This window comes from Yimella radicis, from assembly GCF_054778255.1.
The window spans coordinates 137,774-155,633 of sequence record NZ_BAAGZR010000007.1 but is presented as its reverse complement, the minus strand read 5'-3'; the positions used below and the strand labels follow the sequence as shown (position 1 = coordinate 155,633).

Genomic DNA, 17,860 nt, shown 5'->3' with positions numbered 1-17,860 from the left:
TTGACCGGCGCGTGGATCTCACACCAGATGACGTTCGACGAACAGGCGCAACTGCGCGACATTGCGGCACTCGTGCATGGTGATCTCCCGTGCATAGTCATCGGCCGCGGAGTCGCCGGTGCCCCAGGAGGAACTGCGTTCCGGGTTGAGCCACACCGTGGTTCGTGACTTCCGGCCGATCTCCCGCAGGGCGTCGACACCGGGGTCGGCGTAGTTCGTGCGTCCGTCACCGAGCACGAGCACGGTGGTGCGATGGCCGATCGCATCACCGTGTTCGGCCAGGACGTCGGCGAACGCGGTGCCGTAGCTGCTGCTGCGTCCACGCGCCGTGAGAGCCGCCTGGGACAACGCCCACGAGGTGAGCGAGACGCCCGGGGGCGCGTCCTTCACGACGTGCGTGATGTCGGCCGCGCTGCTGACGAAACCGAGCATCTTCACGTGTCGGAACTGGCTCTGCATCGCCTGCATCAGCAGCATGGTGAACCCGCTGAAGCCGCCCACGGACCCCGACATGTCGGCGATCAGCACAATGTCCGGACGGTGCCGGTTGCGTTGCTCGTACACCGGGTCGAGCGGGACGCCGCCGGTCGCCATCGCAGTACGCAGCGTGCGACGGACGTCGATGCCCCCGCGGTGCGCCCGGCGCCTCCTGCTGAGCTTGGCCTCGAGTTTGCGGGCCAGCGGATCGAGCTGGCGTTTCATGGCGTCGAGGTCCTTGCTGGACATCGCGAGGAAGTCGCGCTGGTCGGCCGGCCCGTCGACGCCGTACCGCGCGATGCGTTCCTTCGGTCGGACGGCGGTGTTGCGTCGACGCGCCTCCGACTCCACGCGCTGCCTGAATTCGGCCACCCGTGAACGCAGTTCATCTCGGTCGATGCGGTCGGTGAACCCTCCCGAACCTGACCCCTGCCCTTCGCCCTGTTCGTCCCCGTTGCCGCGACCCAGTTCCTGGGCCGGCGCGATGAGCCTTTGCGGCGCGAGCGCGTCGACCGCCTGGGCCGAGGACCACCCCCGTGATTCGTCGTCGGGGGAGACCCGGCCGAGCAGTTCGAGTGTGGCCGCGGCGATCTCGTCCATCCGTCGTTCGTCGGCGTCGGCGAGTGCCCGGGTCAGTTCCTCGCGCAGGGCGTCGACGTCGGCGTCCGCGAGATCAGTGGTGGGGGCGCCGGGGGCGGACGGGAACCACAGGTCGAAGAGCTGATCGAAGACCGGTCGGCCGTCGGCCGAGCGCACCATCGTCGCGGCGAGCGCCTCCCGCAGGGTGCGGCGGTCGTCCAGGCCGAGCACCTCGATCGCCTGTGCGGCGGTCGTCGTCTCGGTCGAACCCACCTCCAGACCCTGCGTCCGCATCGCCTCGGCGAGGCCGACGAGGTTTCGCGGAAGGCTCACAATTTCAGTGCGGTTCGGGCGGATTCGATGTCGTCCTGGTGTTTCAGCAGCACCCCGAGCGTGGCCTCGACGAACTCTGCGTCCAATTCGTCGGCGCCGAGCGAGAGCAGGGTGCGAGCCCAGTCCACGGTCTCGGAGACGGATGGCGGCTTGCGCAGATTGCCCTCCCGCAGCGCGCGCACCACGCGCACCAGCGAGTCACGAGTGGCCTCGTTGACGCCGGGAGCATGCAGTTCCACGATCCGTTGTTCGAGTTCGGCGCTCGGGTAGTCGATGTGCAGGAACAGGCACCGTCGGCGCAGGGCCTCGGACAGTTCACGCGTCGCGTTGCTCGTCACGACGACCAGAGGGTGGTGGCGGGCAGCGATCGTGCCGAGTTCCGGAATCGTCACCTGGAAGTCCGAGAGCAGCTCCAGCAGCAGGCCTTCCATCTCCTCGTCGGCCTTGTCGAGTTCGTCGACCAGCAGCACGACGGGGGCGTCGCTGCGCACGGCCTTGAGCAGCGGCCGCTCCAGCAGGAACTCCTCACCGAAGACGTCCGTGCGCACGTGCTCCCAATCGGCGTCCTTCTCGGCGGTGATGCGCAGCAACTGCTTGGCGTGGTTCCACTCATACAGCGCACGCGCTTCGTCGACGCCCTCGTAACACTGCAGCCGGACGAGGTCACGACCCGTCGCGGTGGCCATGGCCTTCGCGAGCGCGGTCTTGCCGACGCCCGCGGGCCCCTCGACGAGGATCGGACGGCCGAGCGCAGCGGCGAGATAGACGGTGGTCGCTATCGCGTCCGAGGCCAGGTAGCCGGTGCCGGCCAGACGCTCGCGGGAGTCGTCGACGCTGCTGAAGGTGTCACTCATGCCTCCCATCCTGCTGGGTATCGCGCCCTTGCCGTTGCACTGGTCCGGTCGGCGGCAGCCCTCGGGCAGGTGGGCAGGCGGCGAGGGACCGCTGTTACCTTGACGACACCGCGCAATCGTGACCCACACCACAAGTGAAAGGCCGCACCCGATGTTCGAGCTGTCCAAGGACCACGAGGATTTCCGGCGCCTCGTGCGGGACTTCGCCGAGGCCAAGATCGCGCCGCATGTCGCGCAGTGGGATCGCGAGCACCACTTTCCGTCGGAGTTGGTGCCGCAGATGGGCGAGCTGGGCCTGTTCGGGCTCGTGGTGCCGGAGGAGTTCGGCGGGGCCGGATTGGACGAGGGCGGCTTCACCTACCTCTGTCTGGCGATCGAGGAACTCGGCCGTGTCGACCAGTCGATGGGCATCACGCTGTCGGCGGGAGTCGGCCTGGGAATCAACCCCATCCTGACGTACGGCACGCAGGAACAGAAGCAGCAGTGGCTGCCCGACCTCGTCGCCGGCAGGACGCTCGCCGGCTTCGGCCTGACCGAGCCCGAGGCAGGTTCGGACGCCGGCGCCACCAAGACGCGCGCCTCGTTGGCCGACGGTCAATGGACCGTCAACGGTGCGAAGGCCTTCATCACCAACTCCGGCACCGACCGCACCTCCGTCGTCACCGTCACCGCCAGGACCGGTGAGACCGCGGACGGCAAGGCTGAGATCAGCGCGATCATGATCCCTTCGGGCACAACGGGATTCACCGTCGAGCCGCCGTACGACAAGCTCGGTTGGCACATCTCCGACACTCACGGGCTCACGTTCGAGAACTGCGTGGTGCCGGAAGACAACCTGCTCGGCGAACGCGGTCACGGGTTCAAGCAGTTCCTGAAGACCTTGGACGATGGACGCATCGCCATCTCGGCGCTCGCTGTCGGCCTGGCCCAGGCGTGTCTGGAAGCGGTCACCGAATACTCCAAGACCCGCATCGCGTTCGGCCGTCCGATCGGCGTCAACCAGGGCGTCTCGTTCCAGGTTGCCGATCTCGCCGTGATGGTCGAGGCGTCGCGCCTGCTGACCTACAAGGCCGCCTGGCTGAAGGACGAGATGGAGGCCGGACGCCGCAGCCTCGGTGAGGTCAAGCAGGCCGCGTCCATCGCCAAGCTCTACTCGTCCGAGGCCGCCGTGACGGCGACCCGCATCGCGACGCAGATCTTCGGTGGCAACGGCTTCATGGAGGAGTACCCGGTGGCGCGGTTCTACCGCGACGCGAAGATCCTGGAGATCGGTGAGGGCACCTCCGAGGTGCAGCGCATGCTGATCGCCCGCGGTCTGGGACTGCCGTCGTGACCCACCCCAAGGACGCACGGGTCGAGGATGTCCGCGGTCGGCTGAAGGCGGCGTACGAAGCGTCCGCCGCGCCCTCGGAAGCAGCCCGGGCCAAGCTCGACTTGCAGAACAAACTCTATGTGCGAGAACGCATCTCGCTGCTCTTCGACGAAGGATCGTTCGTCGAGGACGGGCGGTATGCGAACGCGACGGCGACCGGTCTTCCCGCCGATGGTGTGGTGACCGGCCGCGGCACGGTGGACGGGCGTCCGGCGATCGTCATCGCCAACGACCCCACCGTGAAGGCCGGGTCGTGGGGCTCGCGCACCGTGGAGAAGATAGTCCGGGCCACCGAGATGGCGCTGCGCGAGGATCTCCCGGTCTTCTGGCTCGTCGACTCCGCCGGTGCACGCATCACCGACCAGGTCGAGATGTTCCCCGGGCGCCGCGGGGCCGGACGCATCTTCCACAACCAGGTCGCGTTGTCGGGAAAGGTGCCGCAGATCTGCTGCCTGTTCGGCCCGTCGGCCGCCGGTGGCGCGTACATCCCGTCCTTCACCGACCTGATCATCATGGTCGAGGGCAACGCCTCGATGTACCTCGGTTCACCGCGCATGGCCGAAATGGTTGTGGGAGAGAAGGTTTCACTCGAAGACCTGGGCGGCGCACGGATGCACTGCACACAGTCCGGCGTCGGTGACCTGCTCGCACAGGACGACACCGAGGCCATCGAACTAGCGAAGTTGTTCTTCTCCTACCTCCCGCTGAACTGGCACTCCGAGGGGCCGGTGTACCACCCGGAGGAGCCGAGCGAACCGCTCACCGACGACACTGTGCCGGAGGTCGAGAGCCAGCCGTTCGACGTCCACGAGGTGATCGACGGCCTGGTCGACGACGACAGTTTCTTCGAGGTCAAGCCGCTGTTCGCCCCCGAGCTCGTCGTCGGGTTCGGTCGGATGGAGGGCCGCACGGTCGGCATCCTGGCCAACAACTCGGCGGTCAAGGGCGGCGTGCTGTTCACCGACTCCGCCGACAAGGCCGCGCGATTCATCTGGATGTGCGACGCCTACAACATCCCGATCCTGTACCTGGCCGATGTTCCCGGCTTCATGATCGGATCCGAGGTCGAGCGGGGTGGCATCATCCGGCACGGCGCGAAGATGGTGTCCGCAGTGTCGTCGGCGACCGTCCCGCAGTTCTGTGTTGTGATCCGAAAGGCTTACGGCGCAGGGCTGTACGCGATGGGTGGCCCGGGCTTCGGTCCTGACGCCACGCTCGCACTTCCCACCGCGCGCATCGCCGTGATGGGTCCGGAGGCCGCGGTCAACGCCGTCTACGCCAACAAGATCGCTGCGATCGAGGACGAGGCCGAGCGCGAGGCGTTCGTGCGAGCCCGCCGCGAGGAATACCTCGAGGACGTCGACCTCGAACGTCTGGCCGCGGATCTGGTGATCGACGGCGTCGTCGAGGCGTCCTTGCTGCGTACCGAGCTGCTGCACCGGTTGCGGTACGCGGCCGGCCGCGACCGACACTTCAGCACCCGGCGCCGTTCGATCCCACCGGTCTGACCGGCGAAGCACGAAAGCCCCCGCTCGATCGAGCGGGGGCTTCGTACGGATACGTCAGTTCTGCCCCGGGGGCACGACGACCGTCGTGGTGACCGTCACGGTGCTGGCCGGCGGGGGCGGGGGTGATGGCGGCGCCGGTGCGGTGACGGTCTGCGTCGTGGTCACCGTGCTCACCTGAGGCGCAGCGGTCGCCGTCGTGGTGACGGTCGTAGCGGCGGCACTGCTGGTCACTGTGCGCACGGAACCTGGCTGCGTCACGGTGCGGGCCGGCACGGTACGGGTGACGGTGCCACCCGGCTGCACGACCGTCGTGGTCACGGTCGTTGCATTCGGCGCGGCACCCGGCCGGGTGCTCGACGGGGCACTCGTGGAGGTCGGGGCTGATGGTCCGGACGGGCTCACCGTCACCGTCTGAGCCGGCTGGGTCACGGTGGTGGACGCGTCCCCGTCCCCGGCCGCGCTCGCGCGCCCGGCCCACCAGGTGAATCCTGCGAGCAGCAGAGCCAGCACGCCGGCAGCGGCGGCGAGTGCCGGACTGATGCCACCGCCGGCGGAATAGCGTCCGCCGCCCTGCGCGTCGTCGTCCTCGGCGTAGTACTGCTCGCCGGCGTACTCCTGGTCATCACCGGAATCGGAGTCGAAGAAGTCCATGATGCCGGGCCGGTCGTCGTCGACCGGCCCGGTCTTGTCGGGGTCGTGCGGATCAGGCATCGAGGAATCCAAACCATTTCTCGGATGAGAGCGGTGCAGCCCGCTCCTGGTGCGACTCGTTGGACACGCTACGCGACCCGATCGCCCCGCGCAGACCAGTGGCGTCCCCGGGATAGGTTGCCAGCATGTCCTTCACCGACCGGGTCGACGCGATCCAACGCCGCTATCCGGTGTTGGGCTACCCGATCGCGGTCGGTTACAAGTTCTTCGACGATCTCGGCGCCTACCTGGCGGCGTTGCTGACCTACTACGCATTCATCTCCCTGTTCCCCGTGCTGTTGCTCGCCTCGACCGTGCTCAGTTGGATCCTGCGTGGCCGACCGGAGTGGCAGGACACGCTGCTCAACTCGGCATTGGGGGAGTTCCCGGTGATCGGTGACCAACTCAAGGCACCGGCAGCCCTGGACGGCGGAACGGGAGCCGTGGTCATCGGTGTGCTCGGTGCGCTGTACGGAGCACTGGGCGCCGCACAAGCTCTGCAGTACGCGGCGAACACCGTCTGGCAGGTGCCGCGCAACAGCCGTCCCAACCCGTTTGCGGCGCGCGGCCGCTCGTTCATCCTGCTGGTCACGGCCGGCTTCGGATTACTGCTGACCACCGCAGCCTCGATCTTCGTGACGCGGTACATCTCGGGCACACCGGCGACGCTCGCGATCAACCTGCTCAGCGTGCTGATGTCTACCGCAGTGTTCCTCGCCGCCTACCAAATGGCCACCGCCGCTTCGTTGCGTCTGGCTGACCTCTGGGTGGGTGCGGTGGTCACGGCGATCGGGTGGGAGGCGCTGAAGACCTACGGAGCCACCTACGTCAACACCGTCATCAAGCACGCGTCTGCCATCAACAGCATTTTCGCGTTTGTGCTCGGCATGATCGCGTTCATCTATGCGGCTGCCGCACTGATCGTGTTGTCCCTGGAGATCGACGTGGTGCGTCGTAAGCATCTGTACCCGCGGGCGCTGCTCACTCCGTTCACCGATGACGTCGAGCTCACCGAGGGCGACCAGAAGGCCTACGTCGGCCAGGCCAAATCGATGCGCGCCAAGGGTTTCGAGGAGATCGACGTCAGTTTCGAGGTCAAACGCGCGCAGCGCCGACGAGCCGACCAGGAAGAGCAACTGCGGGAGGGCGAGACCCAGGAGATGCCGTCCCGGGTGTTCACCCAGCGGGACGATCGGAACTTGGACGGGTGACTAGCTTCACTCTGTGACCGCGTGAGGTTCTCCCGCGAAGGGTGGAACCTCACACAGATTCTGTTGGTGCAGCGCGCAGTTCGTGCCAGGAGATGCCGATCTCCTGCAGCAGTTCGCGTAGAGCGGGCAGGCTGACTCCGACGACGTTGTGGTAGTCGCCCTCGATGCTGGTGACGAACGGACCGCCGAGTCCGTCGACGGTGAATGCGCCTGCCACGTACAGAGGTTCGCCGGTGGCGACGTACGCCTCGATCTCCTCGTCGTCGATGTCGGCGAAGTGCACGACAGTGCTCGCGGTGACACCGAAGGTGGCACCCGTGCCGTCGTCCCGGTTGTCGATCAGCCAGTGGCCCGAGTGCAGGATGCCCGACTTGCCGCGCATCCGCTGCCAGCGGGCGATCGCATCGCTCGAGTCGGACGGCTTACCGTGGGCCGCCCCCTCGAACTCCAGGACGCTGTCGCAGCCGAGCACGAGCGCGTCGTCCGCTTCGTCCCGACCGGCAACGTCCTCGCATTTGGCACGCGCGAGGATTAACGCGACACCGGCGGGTTCGAGTGCGCCGTACCGATTCTCGGCCTCGGCGGTCGCCGCCGGCTCGTCGACGTCGGAGACGATGACTTCCGGTCGGACACCTGCGGAACGCAGGGTAGCCAGGCGGGCAGGGGAGGCAGAAGCAAGGACGAATCGCACCCGCTCACCGTACTGTCCGGGCCTTGATCGTGAGCACCACCGGTGGAGCCGAACGCCCGTCGCCGCTGGTTGAGCCGAACGCCCGAGGGACGAGGGCGTACGCGCCGAAACCAAGGCAACCACCCACGGCCACCCAGCCACCCCCGTTCTCCACGACCGATCGCCGCTGGTTGAGCCGAACGCCCGAGGGACGAGGGCGTACGCGCCGAAACCAAGGCAACCATCCACGACCGCTCAACCACGCGTTCTCCACAACCCGCGAGTAACCAATTCGGTTGTCCACAAACGACATTCATCGGTCACACCACTCCAACTCGGTTCGAACAGGTGTACGATGAAAGCATGTCGAACACCACGACGAAACCCCTCGGACAGGACACGATCACCCCGCGTGACCTGCTCGAAGCAGTGATGCTCGAAGACGGTGTCGACGCAGCCATCGAACTGGCATCGCACCCCGAACTGGTACCAGGCGCGAACCCCGCCACCATCCAACTGCTCATCGCCCAACTGCTGGCACACAACGTGTTCGAACGCCTCAACAGCGACGACCCGTTCACCGTGGACGCAGCCGGCGACAAGTTCTTCACGCAGGACGACCTCACCGGTCTGAGCGGGATCGAGCACGCGGATCAGAACTCGGATGAGGATCACTGGGTGACACAGACCCGGCAGTTCGAGGAATCGATCCGGGTGGCGCACTCGGTGATGAACACCGCCGGTGCCGTCCGGGCGATCTCGATCAGTCAATACGCCCGCTGGGACGCGCACGACGTGACCTGCACACGGTTTGCTCAGCATGAGCCGGGGCATGTGGGTGAATTCGCCGCTGACGGTGTCGCCGCCGAACTGCGCCTGTCCTCGATCGCCGCGTCGCAGTTGGTGCGCACATCGGTGTGGGCAGCCACCAAAACACCCGCCCTGCTCACGCAGGTGGCTTCGGGTGTGGCGAACCTGGACACCGTGACCGCGGTCGCGACCGAACTGCAGGACGCCCGCCCCGACACCTGCGAACTCATCGAAGACAAGATCCAGGCACGCAAGATCCACTGCCGGGGTGCGGCGTCCGCACGCCGCTCCACCCGCACCCTCGTCACCAGGTTCGAGGCAGCAGCCGCCCGCAACACCCACAAGCGCACCAAAGCGCAGCAGACCGGGGTGTGGTTCGACCCCCACCCCACCCCCGGGTTGGCGTCCTTCACCGCGGTCCTGCCCGATGCGCAGGTCGCGGAGATCTGTGACCTGGTCGAGAAACGCGCCTACGATCTCAAACGATCCGACACCAGTGAAGACGCTGCCGACAAACTCCTGGGTGAGTACCGGGCCGACGCGTTGTACGAGATCGTCACCCGCAACCTGAACTACACCCTCGACATTCAGGTCCTTACTCCCACCACATGCCAGGGCTGCAGCAACAACTCTGCGGACGCCAACAGGAACGGCGATTCCGGTCGTGACCGCAGCAACGAGGACAGTGGCGATGACGGCGACGACGGCCGCTTAGGCTGCAACCCAGGCGGCAACCCAGGCGGTGGCGGGAACGGTCCCGGCGGTGACACACCCGGTCCCAGCAAGGGGAGGTCATCCAAAAAGACCGTGACCCGCGGTGAAGCACTCGGCCTCTTCACCAGCAAACGCAACGCCAAGAACAGCGACACGAACCGCGACAGCGGTGCGTTGGGGATCCATCACCGCGCGGGCGCACTGTCCGGGTACGGGATCGAAGCACTCATCCAGAACGCCACCACGATCACCACCACCGGGGTCGAATTCAACCCACTCACCGGTGAACTCATCCACCAGGACACCTCACAGGCGTACCGGCCACCCGAGACGATGCGCCGCAGGATCCAAGCCCGTGATCAACACTGCCGAGCACCCGGGTGTGCCCGGCACGCGGTGTTCACCGACACCGACCACGTCACCGCCTACCAACGCGGTGGACCCACCACCGACACCAACCTGCAATGCCTGTGCCGACACCACCACAAAATGAAACAGCGCGGCTGGCAGGTGGTCATGAACACCGCCGGCGTGTGCACCTGGACCTCACCCACCGGCCGCACCTACACCACCGAACCCGGACTCCTACAGACCTACCGGGACACCGAAGGCCTCTGACGGACCGACGTCGTGTCCACCATCGACCTGCGGTCAGCGATAGCCCGCGGCCTCACGTGTCAGTCACGTCGAGCAACATAGAACGGCACCCGGTGCGCCCACCAGGTGGCCGGGTCCACGTGGATGCTCGAGGTGTCCCGCCGGCGGAGCGCAGTCAGCCGAGGAGGTGATGCGTGTAGCACCACCGCCACGCCTCGCCCGGCTCGAAGGACCTCATCACCGGGTGGCCGGTGCGTTCGAAGTGCGCGCTCGCGTGCTTGCCGACGGACGAGTCGCAGCAGCCCACGTTCCCGCAGGTCAGGCACAGCCGCAACGAGACCGGATGGAGCCCGTCCCGCATGCACTCCGGGCAACTGTCGTGGGAGAGCGGTTCGACGGTGTCCGGCGCCTCGCGCAGTTCCTCGCACCCGAACTGTCGCTCCTGCGGCGTCAACAGCGTGTCGTCGCCGACCCGCTCGTCGCGGTCGCTGTTCTGGGCGATCATCGACTCCTCGACGTCGATGCCGGCCATGATCTCGACCAGCACCTCGTGGTCGATGACGCCCTTGTCGCGCAGCTGCAGCAGCTTCTCCCGTTCGGCATCGAGCATCGATTCACGCAGCCGGCGATAGGTCGTCGAGGGGTTCTCGACGTCGGGATCGTTGCGGCCCAGTCGTTCCCATGCTGGGTTGACTCGTCGCTTCGCCTGGTCCCGGAGTGCTTCGACGGTCGGCTCGGGGACATTGGGAGACTTCGCGATCTCTTCGTTCAGTCGTCGCTCCCCGGCGTTGACGGCCATCTGCAACATCTGCGCGTACTGCAGCGCCGTCTCGCGCGGGTCGGGTCCGTGCAGGTCAAGCTTGCGGGCGACCGCGCCGAGGGTGAAGCCCTGCAGGATGAGGGTGCCGAGCGTTACGACCAGCGCGGTGAAGACGAGCACGCCGCGTTCGGGTGCGTCCTCTGGAAGCAGTGACGCGGCTGCGAGTGTGACCACTCCGCGCATGCCGGCCCAGGACGCAACCGCACTTTCGCGCATGGAGAGACCGCCGTCGGTACCTCTGACACGACGCACCCAGGCCCATGCCAGCAGCCACACCGGTCGCACCACCACGACCGTCGCCAGCACCGCCGTCGCAACGAGCACGCTGCGTCCCAGACCGAGCGGCGAGGCCTGCATCTCCTGCAGGATCGTGCGCGCCTGCAGGCCGATCAGCAGGAAGACGAGGTTTTCCAGGATGAACTGGATCGTGCCCCAGTTCATCCGCTGCGCCACGCGGGCGGACGGTGTCTGGTCGACCGGAGAGGTGTGCGCCAACATCACGCCGCACACCACCACGGCGACGACACCGGAGGAGTGGACGAGTTCGGCCGGGATGTACGCGATCCACGGCGTCATGACCGAGACCGCGACGTTGGTGGTCGTGTCGCGCAGGTGGCGGCGCACCAGTTGGATCAGCCGATAGGCGAGGAGTCCGATGAGGATGCCGCCCAGCGAGGAACGCAGGAACGAGACGAGGACGTCGACTCCCGTCACTTCTTGGGTGGACGCCTCGATGGACAGGCTGACGATGACGAGCGCGGTGGCGTCGTTGAAGAGTGACTCGCCCTCGAGGATGGAGACGATGCGGCGGGGGAGTCCGATACGTCGGGCGATCGCTGTGGCCGCGACCGCGTCCGGCGGTGCGACCACACCGCCGAGCGCGAGCGCGAGTGCGAACGGCAGTGCCGCGAGGAGGCCCCAGGCGACCGCCGCAACGGCGAACGCCGTTGCTAGCACGAGGAATACGGACAGCCCGATGATCGAGCCGCGCTCGCGTCCGAGGTCGATGAGGGACGTGTTGATCGCCGCGGCATAGAGCAACGGCGGGAGGAATCCGAGCAGGACGACGTGCGGTTCGACATGTACGTCGGGCATCCACGGCACGAACGAGGCAACCGCGCCGATCGCGGTGAGGATCAGCGGAGCCGACAGGCCGAACCGTCGACAGACCGCCGTGACCGCGACGACCACGGCGAGCAGGGCAAGAGTGATCTGGGCGAATTCCACCGCGTCAGTATGACCCCGCGAACGCTCATCCTGTAGCGCGCTCTGCTGTCGCTCCCGTCATACCGAAACGCGCTGTGCATGAAGAAGATCAGGCGAGAACGGCCTCACGCAAGGTGTCGAGGCCGACGCTGCCGATGTCGAGGGCGCGGCGGTGGAAGGTCTTGAGATCGAAGTCGTCACCTTCGCGGCGGGCGACCTCGGCGCGCAATTCCATCCACAGGCGCTCGCCGATCTTGTACGACGGGGCCTGCCCCGGCCAGCCCAGGTATCGGTCGAGTTCGAAGCGCAGGAAGCCCTCGTTCATGTCGCAGTGCGCGTTGAGGAAGGTCCACGCCTTGTCGTAGGTCCATTCGCCGCCGCCCACTTCCTCGGGTGCCTCGAAACCGCAGTGGAACCCGATGTCGAGCACGACGCGGGCCGCACGCAGTGACTGACCGTCGAGCATGCCCATGCGGTTGCCCGGGTCGTCCATGTAGCCGAGTTCGTCCATCAGCCGCTCGGCGTAGAGCGCCCAACCTTCACCGTGGCCGGAGGTCCACGCATCCATGCGGCGCCACTTGTTGAGCAGTTCGCTGCGGAACATCGTCTGCGCGACCTGGAGGTGGTGCCCCGGGACCCCCTCGTGATAGACGGTGGTGAGCTCGCGCCAGGTGCCGAACTCGGTCACGCCTTTCGGCACAGACCACCACATGCGCCCCGGACGGCTGAAGTCGTCGGACGGGCCGGTGTAGTAGATGCCGCCGGACTGGGTCGGGGCGATCATGCACTCGATGGTGTGGACGGGTTCGGGCACGTCGAAGTGCACTCCGGCGAGTTCGGTGATCGCCTCGTCAGCCTTCTCCTGCATCCATTTCTGCAGCGCGTCCGTGCCGTGCAACTGGTACTTCGGGTCGGCGTCGAGGGCAGCTGTGGCCTCCTTGACAGTGGCTCCGGGCTGGATGCGCTCGGCAACCGCGGCCATCTCGGCGGTGATCCGCGCGAGTTCCTCCTGCCCCCAGGCGTACGTCTCTTCCAAGTCGACGGCGGCACCGAGGAACTGGCGGCTGTACAGCGGGTACTTGTCGCGTCCGCAGCCGTCGGCCTCCGGCGCCTTCGGGAGGATCTCCTCACGCAGGCGACGTCCTGCGTCTGCGTAAGCCGTTGCGGCAGAACGAATCTGGTCGGCGATCTGCGGGTGCTGCTGCGCGAACGTCGTGAAATAGCCGTCGTCCGCGGTGTGGTCCTCGGTCTGCTTGATGCAGGCTTCGACCTGGCGCTTGGCGGCGACATCACCACGGGACGCGGCCTCGGCCAGCGACTCGAACCACTGGTCGAGCGCCCTCGGCAGCGTCTGCATCCGGCGTCCGATGGTCTCGATCTGCTCGTCGGTGTCGGTCGGCATCAGGTCGAAGATGTCGCGCATCTCCTGCAGCGGCGACGCGATCACGTTGAGGGACGCGAGCGGGATGCCGGCCTCGAACGCCTCGACCTCGAGCTCGAGGCGCTCGCGCATCGCGCTGAGCGTCACCCGGTCGACGTCGTCCACCGGTTGCGCTGCATCCAACTTCGTGAGCGTCTGCCGAGCGAGGTCGGCCTTCGCCCGGTGGCCGGGGGGCGAGAAGTCGTCCATCTCGTGGTCGTGCCCGGGCACGCCGAGGTAGGTGGCGGTCAGTGGGCTGAGGGCGACGGTCGCGTCATGGTGGTCGTCGGCGATCCGGTCGATGGCGGTGTATTCGCGGTTCGAAGTCACGCGCTCGAACCTATCCCGTCACCCGTCGGGTCGACACCGCATTTGTGACGGCGCGGAAGGCAGGTGCCGGGGCAGGCCGGGGACGGGTGCCTAGACTCGGCGGGTGAAACGAGTCGCCGCACCGGGCCTGCTCCTGGCCCTTCTGCTGGCGACCTTCGTAATCCGTGCGCCGGTCACCAGCGTCCCGCCGGCGCTCTCCCTCATCCGTGACGACCTGCACCTGAGCGCCGTCGCTGCCGGATTGGTGACGACGCTCCCGCTCATCTGCTTCGGTGTCTTCGCCTGTCTCACACCGCCGCTCGCGGCACGCGTCGGAGTCGAGCGAACACTCGGGGTCGCGGTCGCCGCCATCGTCGTCGGCATCGCCGTCCGTCTCGTCGTCACCCCGCCCACCTTCTTCACCGGCACGCTCCTGATCGGACTGGGTATCGCCATCGCCAATGTGGTGATTCCTGCGATCGCCCGGCTTCGGTTCCCGGCGCATCTCGCGTACGTGATGGGCCTGTACACCGTGGCCCTCCAGGTCAGTGGAGCGAGCGGGGGGTTCCTGACCCGGCCGCTCATCGACGGTCTCGGCTGGCAGTGGCCGTTCGTCATCGGCCTCTGGCTGGTGCCGGCGCTCGCGGTGTTGGCCTGGTGGACGCTCGCGGCTCGACGCAACCGCAGTGACGTGGCTGCGTCCGCGCCGCCCGTGACCCGTATCCGCGCGGTCGCGGCCCGTCCCGGCACCTGGCTCATCGTCCTGGTGATGGGTCTGCAGTCGATGGCCTTCTTCACGCTCGTCAACTGGCTGCCGACGATGCTCACCGATCAGGGATGGTCACCGTCGTCCGCGGGAATCGCGTTGGGGTTGTTCAGTCTGCTCGGCTTCCCCGGCTCACTGTTGGGCACCCGGGTACTGGGTTCGAATCGGCGGATCACCTGGATCGCTGCGATCACCGCCACGTACGTCGCGGGACTCGTCCTGCTGGTGCTGGGCTCGGTGCCTGCAGCGTTCGGCGTGCTGCTGTGTGGCCTGTGCCAGGGGCTGCCGCTCGCCATTGCCCTCTCCGCGATCGCGCACCAGCACGACCCGTCCGATGTGCCCGCCGTCTCGGCGGTCGGTCAAGGTGCCGGTTACCTGCTCGCGTCCGTCGGCCCGGTGGCCGTCGGCGCGCTCTACGGTGCGTCTGCCGACTTCGTCCTCGCGGTCACGGTGCTGGCCGTGATGATGGGGATCTGGGCACTCGCCACGGTCGCCGTCGGACGCGGCCAGGATGCGGCGACGGCCTGAGCCCGGTCGCGGGCGTCGTCCAAGAACGGATCAGGCGGACGCGGTCGCGGCCGGTCGCTCCTCATGCGCCGGGATGGTCTGCTCCTTGCGGTACGCACGCCAGCTGTAGCTGACCGCTGCGGCCCACAACGCGTACAAGGCTGCGTACACCACGTAGCGAGTTGTGTCGGATGCGTCGAGCCAGTCGCTCTTGAGCAGGGTGCGGGCGTTGGTGACCAGGATCAGTCCACCGACCGCCGAGCCGAGGATGCGCGGTGGTACGTGTCGCACCAGCCATGCGGCGATCGGTGCGGCGATGAGTCCGCCGATCAGCAGAGCGGCGACCCAGCCGAAGTTCACGCCCTGCGAACCGAGGGCGACAAGGAATCCGATGCTCGCGGCCACCGAGACGAGGAACTCGCTGGTGTCGATCGAACCGATCACCTTGCGCGGCTCCAGCCGACCGCTCGCCAGCAGGGCCGGCGTGCCGACCGGCCCCCAACCACCGCCGCCGGTTGCGTCGACGAATCCTGCGAAGAGCCCCAGCGGAGAAAGGAAGCGCTTGCGCAGCGGTTGACCGAGCCTGTCGGTGCGCAGCCCGCGCACGGTGAAGCGCGCGAGCACGTACAGCCCCAGCGCGAACAGGATCAGAGCCATGACCGGCTTGGCCGTGTCGGTCGACAGGTTCGCCAGGAAGGTCGCTCCGGCGAACGCGCCCAGCGCACCGGGGAGTCCGACCTTGAACACGACGGGCCAGTCGACGTTCCCGAACCTCCAGTGGGCCGTCCCCGAAGCAAGCGTCGTGCCGATCTCCGCCAGGTGCACCGTGGCTGATGCGGCGGCGGGATTGGTGCCGATCGCCAGGAGCAGCGTCGTGGAGGTGACGCCGTAGGCCATACCCAGGCTTCCGTCCACGAGTTGGGCTCCCAGTCCGACAAGGGCGAGCAGGACGAGCTTGCGCATGCCAGCCTCCATTCATAACGTAGTGTTTGGAAAAACAAAACGAAAGCTAATGGTGATGAGCGCGGAGACACCAGGCCTGTCCGGATGATGACATTGAGGTGGGATCGGGCATGCAGAACGCCCGGCCATGAAGGCCGGGCGTTCGGTCTGAATTTCGTTGTGCGGCACGGGCGCCGATTCTCAGCGTGGCAACCGCTCCACGAACCTCGCGGCCGGAAGACCGCTGGTGCGCCAGCCGACGCGGGCGCGTCCGGCCCACTCCGATCGAGGCAACGACGAATCGCCTCCACCGCCACCGGTGGCGGACAGCACGGCGACGACCGCTGCCATCTCCTCGGGCGTGACTGCGGACGTCTCGAATCGGATCGTGGCCTGCGGCGCGCTCTGCTCCTGGCTCACAGCGGGATGTTTCCGTGCTTCTTGGGTGGCAGGCTCTCCCGCTTGGTCTTCAGTGCGCGCAGGGCACGGATCACCTGGGTGCGCGTCTCGGACGGCGCAATCACCGCGTCGACGTAACCGCGCTCGGCCGCGATGTACGGGTTGGCGAGGGTGTCCTCGTACTCCTGGATCAGTTCCTGGCGGCGCTTGTCGACGGCGGCCGGATCGTTGTCGGTCTCGGCGGCGACGGCGGCGATGTCCTTGCGGTACAGGATGTTTGCCGCACCTTGAGCGCCCATGACCGCGATCTGCGCGGTCGGCCAGGCGAGATTGATGTCGGCGCCGAGGTGCTTGGAACCCATCACGTCGTACGCGCCGCCGTAGGCCTTGCGGGTGATCACGGTGACCAACGGAACGGTCGCCTCGGCGTACGCGTACAGCAGCTTCGCACCGCGCCGGATGATGCCGCCCCATTCCTGGTCGGTGCCGGGCAAAAAGCCGGGCACGTCGACGAAGGTGAGAATCGGGATGTTGAACGCGTCGCAAGTACGCACGAAACGCGCTGCCTTCTCCGATGCGTTGATGTCGAGCGTTCCCGCCAACTGCATCGGCTGGTTCGCCACGACGCCGACGCTCTGCCCGTCGACGCGTCCGAAACCGGTGATGATATTGGGTGCGAACAACTCCTGCACCTGCATGAATTCGCCGTCGTCACAGACGTGTTCGATGACCGTCACCATGTCGTACGGCATGTTCGGCGAATCGGGGATGATGGTGTCGAGTTCGAAGTCGGCATCGGTGATCACGAGTTCGGCCTCGTCGACCGCGGCGAACACGTCGCCGGGATCGAGGTTGTTCGGCGGCAGGTAGCTCAGCAGTGACCGCACGTACTCGATCGCGTCGTCCTCGTCGCTGCCCATGTAGTGGGCCACACCGCTGCGGCTGTTGTGGGTGCGTGCACCGCCGAGTTCCTCGAAGCCGACGTCCTCACCGGTGACGGTCTTGATGACGTCGGGGCCGGTGATGAACATGTGCGAGGTCTGGTCGACCATCACCGTGAAGTCGGTGATCGCGGGGGAGTAGACGGCACCTCCCGCGCACGGGCCCATGATCAGTGAGATCTGAGGGATGACGCCGGACGCGTGGACGTTGCGGCGGAAGATCTCGGCGTACAGACCGAGCGCGACCACGCCCTCCTGAATGCGCGCGCCACCGGAGTCGTTGATGCCGACGACCGGGCAGCCGATCTTCATCGCGAGATCCATGACCTTCACGATCTTCTCGCCGAAGACCTCGCCCAACGATCCGCCGAACACGGTGAAGTCCTGTGAGAAGACGCACACCGTGCGTCCGTCGACGGTGCCGTAGCCGCTGACGACCCCGTCGCCGTACGGGCGCTTCTTCTGCTGACCGAAAGCAGTGGAGCGGTGCCGTGCGAGTGCGTCGAGCTCGATGAACGAACCCGGGTCGAGCAACTGCTCGATCCGTTCACGAGCGGTCTTCTTGCCCTTGGCGTGCTGTTTCTCGACCGCCTTGGCGCTGCCGGCGTTCACGGCTTCATCGATGCGCAGGTGCAGGTCGGCGAGCCGTCCCGCGGTCGTGTGAATGTCGATCGCCGGCGACTGCTTACCGGCGTCGTCGGCTCCGGAAGTGTGACCTGCCTTACCCGTCATGGG

Annotated in this window: 14 protein-coding genes; 5 read left to right on the top strand and 9 right to left on the bottom strand. The window is 67.0% G+C overall.

Going from position 1 to position 17,860, the window contains the following annotated elements:
• Positions 1-18: 18 nt before the first annotated feature.
• Positions 19-1,389 (bottom strand): VWA domain-containing protein, encoded by a 1,371-nt coding sequence (locus ACYU8W_RS05270; protein WP_499467237.1) that lies wholly within the window; start codon positions 1,387-1,389, stop codon positions 19-21.
• Positions 1,386-2,243, bottom strand: coding sequence for an AAA family ATPase (locus ACYU8W_RS05265; protein ID WP_499467235.1), 858 nt, complete (start codon positions 2,241-2,243; stop codon positions 1,386-1,388). Before ACYU8W_RS05265 ends, ACYU8W_RS05270 begins: the two co-directional genes overlap by 4 nt.
• A gap of 151 nt (positions 2,244-2,394) precedes the next feature.
• Here ACYU8W_RS05265 and ACYU8W_RS05260 point away from each other — a divergent pair, with 151 nt between their 5' ends.
• Together ACYU8W_RS05260 and ACYU8W_RS05255 are read left to right on the top strand one after the other, a co-directional pair.
• Entirely contained in the window at positions 2,395-3,576 is a 1,182-nt protein-coding gene (locus tag ACYU8W_RS05260) for an acyl-CoA dehydrogenase family protein (protein ID WP_239701292.1), read from the top strand.
• Positions 3,573-5,123: an acyl-CoA carboxylase subunit beta gene (locus tag ACYU8W_RS05255; RefSeq protein WP_499467233.1), complete on the top strand. Its 1,551-nt coding sequence runs from the start codon at positions 3,573-3,575 to the stop codon at positions 5,121-5,123. The genes ACYU8W_RS05260 and ACYU8W_RS05255 overlap by 4 nt, the downstream gene beginning before the upstream one ends.
• A 54-nt stretch (positions 5,124-5,177) precedes the next feature.
• Here ACYU8W_RS05255 and ACYU8W_RS05250 read toward each other — a convergent pair whose 3' ends face one another.
• Positions 5,178-5,834 (bottom strand): hypothetical protein, encoded by a 657-nt coding sequence (locus tag ACYU8W_RS05250; RefSeq protein WP_499467231.1) that lies wholly within the window; start codon positions 5,832-5,834, stop codon positions 5,178-5,180.
• A 125-nt stretch (positions 5,835-5,959) separates the two neighbouring features.
• Here ACYU8W_RS05250 and ACYU8W_RS05245 point away from each other — a divergent pair, with 125 nt between their 5' ends.
• Positions 5,960-7,024: a YihY/virulence factor BrkB family protein gene (locus tag ACYU8W_RS05245; RefSeq protein ID WP_499467230.1), complete on the top strand. Its 1,065-nt coding sequence runs from the start codon at positions 5,960-5,962 to the stop codon at positions 7,022-7,024.
• A gap of 49 nt (positions 7,025-7,073) precedes the next feature.
• On the opposite strand, the gene ACYU8W_RS05240 is transcribed toward ACYU8W_RS05245, so the two are convergent.
• Entirely contained in the window at positions 7,074-7,715 is a 642-nt protein-coding gene (locus ACYU8W_RS05240; RefSeq protein WP_499467228.1) for a Maf family protein, read from the bottom strand.
• Positions 7,716-8,057: 342 nt separating this feature from the next.
• Between ACYU8W_RS05240 and ACYU8W_RS05235 the strand changes: the two genes are divergently transcribed.
• The gene (locus ACYU8W_RS05235) at positions 8,058-9,836 is read left to right on the top strand and encodes an HNH endonuclease signature motif containing protein (RefSeq protein WP_499467223.1); all 1,779 of its coding nucleotides are present in this window, start codon (positions 8,058-8,060) and stop codon (positions 9,834-9,836) included.
• 154 nt (positions 9,837-9,990) lie between these two features.
• Here the strand turns inward: ACYU8W_RS05235 and ACYU8W_RS05230 are convergent, their stop codons facing one another.
• Both ACYU8W_RS05230 and ACYU8W_RS05225 read right to left on the bottom strand, forming a co-directional pair.
• A complete protein-coding gene (locus ACYU8W_RS05230; RefSeq protein ID WP_499467222.1) occupies positions 9,991-11,862 on the bottom strand; it encodes a Na+/H+ antiporter in 1,872 nt (623 codons plus the stop codon).
• Between the two features lie 88 nt (positions 11,863-11,950).
• Positions 11,951-13,591 (bottom strand): DUF885 domain-containing protein, encoded by a 1,641-nt coding sequence (locus ACYU8W_RS05225; RefSeq protein ID WP_499467220.1) that lies wholly within the window; start codon positions 13,589-13,591, stop codon positions 11,951-11,953.
• Between the two features lie 103 nt (positions 13,592-13,694).
• Between ACYU8W_RS05225 and ACYU8W_RS05220 the strand changes: the two genes are divergently transcribed.
• Complete coding sequence (locus ACYU8W_RS05220; RefSeq protein ID WP_499467218.1) at positions 13,695-14,864, top strand: MFS transporter; 1,170 nt, start codon at positions 13,695-13,697, stop codon at positions 14,862-14,864.
• Positions 14,865-14,894: 30 nt separating this feature from the next.
• Here ACYU8W_RS05220 and ACYU8W_RS05215 read toward each other — a convergent pair whose 3' ends face one another.
• From ACYU8W_RS05215 to ACYU8W_RS05205, 3 genes are all read right to left on the bottom strand, one after another.
• On the bottom strand, positions 14,895-15,806 hold the full coding sequence (locus ACYU8W_RS05215) for a sulfite exporter TauE/SafE family protein (protein ID WP_129625838.1): 912 nt from the start codon (positions 15,804-15,806) through the stop codon (positions 14,895-14,897).
• Positions 15,807-15,986: 180 nt separating this feature from the next.
• Positions 15,987-16,205: an acyl-CoA carboxylase epsilon subunit gene (locus ACYU8W_RS05210; protein ID WP_499467216.1), complete on the bottom strand. Its 219-nt coding sequence runs from the start codon at positions 16,203-16,205 to the stop codon at positions 15,987-15,989.
• On the bottom strand, positions 16,202-17,857 hold the full coding sequence (locus ACYU8W_RS05205; RefSeq protein WP_499467214.1) for an acyl-CoA carboxylase subunit beta: 1,656 nt from the start codon (positions 17,855-17,857) through the stop codon (positions 16,202-16,204). Before ACYU8W_RS05205 ends, ACYU8W_RS05210 begins: the two co-directional genes overlap by 4 nt.
• Positions 17,858-17,860: the final 3 nt, after the last annotated feature.

Excerpts from the sequence above, each read along its gene's own strand:
- ACYU8W_RS05215 (WP_129625838.1), bottom strand. The coding sequence starts at position 15,806 with ATGCGCAAGCTCGTCCTGCTCGCCCTTGTCGGACTGGGAGCCCAACTC.
- ACYU8W_RS05235 (WP_499467223.1), top strand. The coding sequence starts at position 8,058 with ATGTCGAACACCACGACGAAACCCCTCGGACAGGACACGATCACCCCG.
- ACYU8W_RS05205 (WP_499467214.1), bottom strand. The coding sequence starts at position 17,857 with ATGACGGGTAAGGCAGGTCACACTTCCGGAGCCGACGACGCCGGTAAG.
- ACYU8W_RS05250 (WP_499467231.1), bottom strand. The coding sequence starts at position 5,834 with ATGCCTGATCCGCACGACCCCGACAAGACCGGGCCGGTCGACGACGAC.
- ACYU8W_RS05265 (WP_499467235.1), bottom strand. The coding sequence starts at position 2,243 with ATGAGTGACACCTTCAGCAGCGTCGACGACTCCCGCGAGCGTCTGGCC.
- ACYU8W_RS05260 (WP_239701292.1), top strand. The coding sequence starts at position 2,395 with ATGTTCGAGCTGTCCAAGGACCACGAGGATTTCCGGCGCCTCGTGCGG.
- ACYU8W_RS05245 (WP_499467230.1), top strand. The coding sequence starts at position 5,960 with ATGTCCTTCACCGACCGGGTCGACGCGATCCAACGCCGCTATCCGGTG.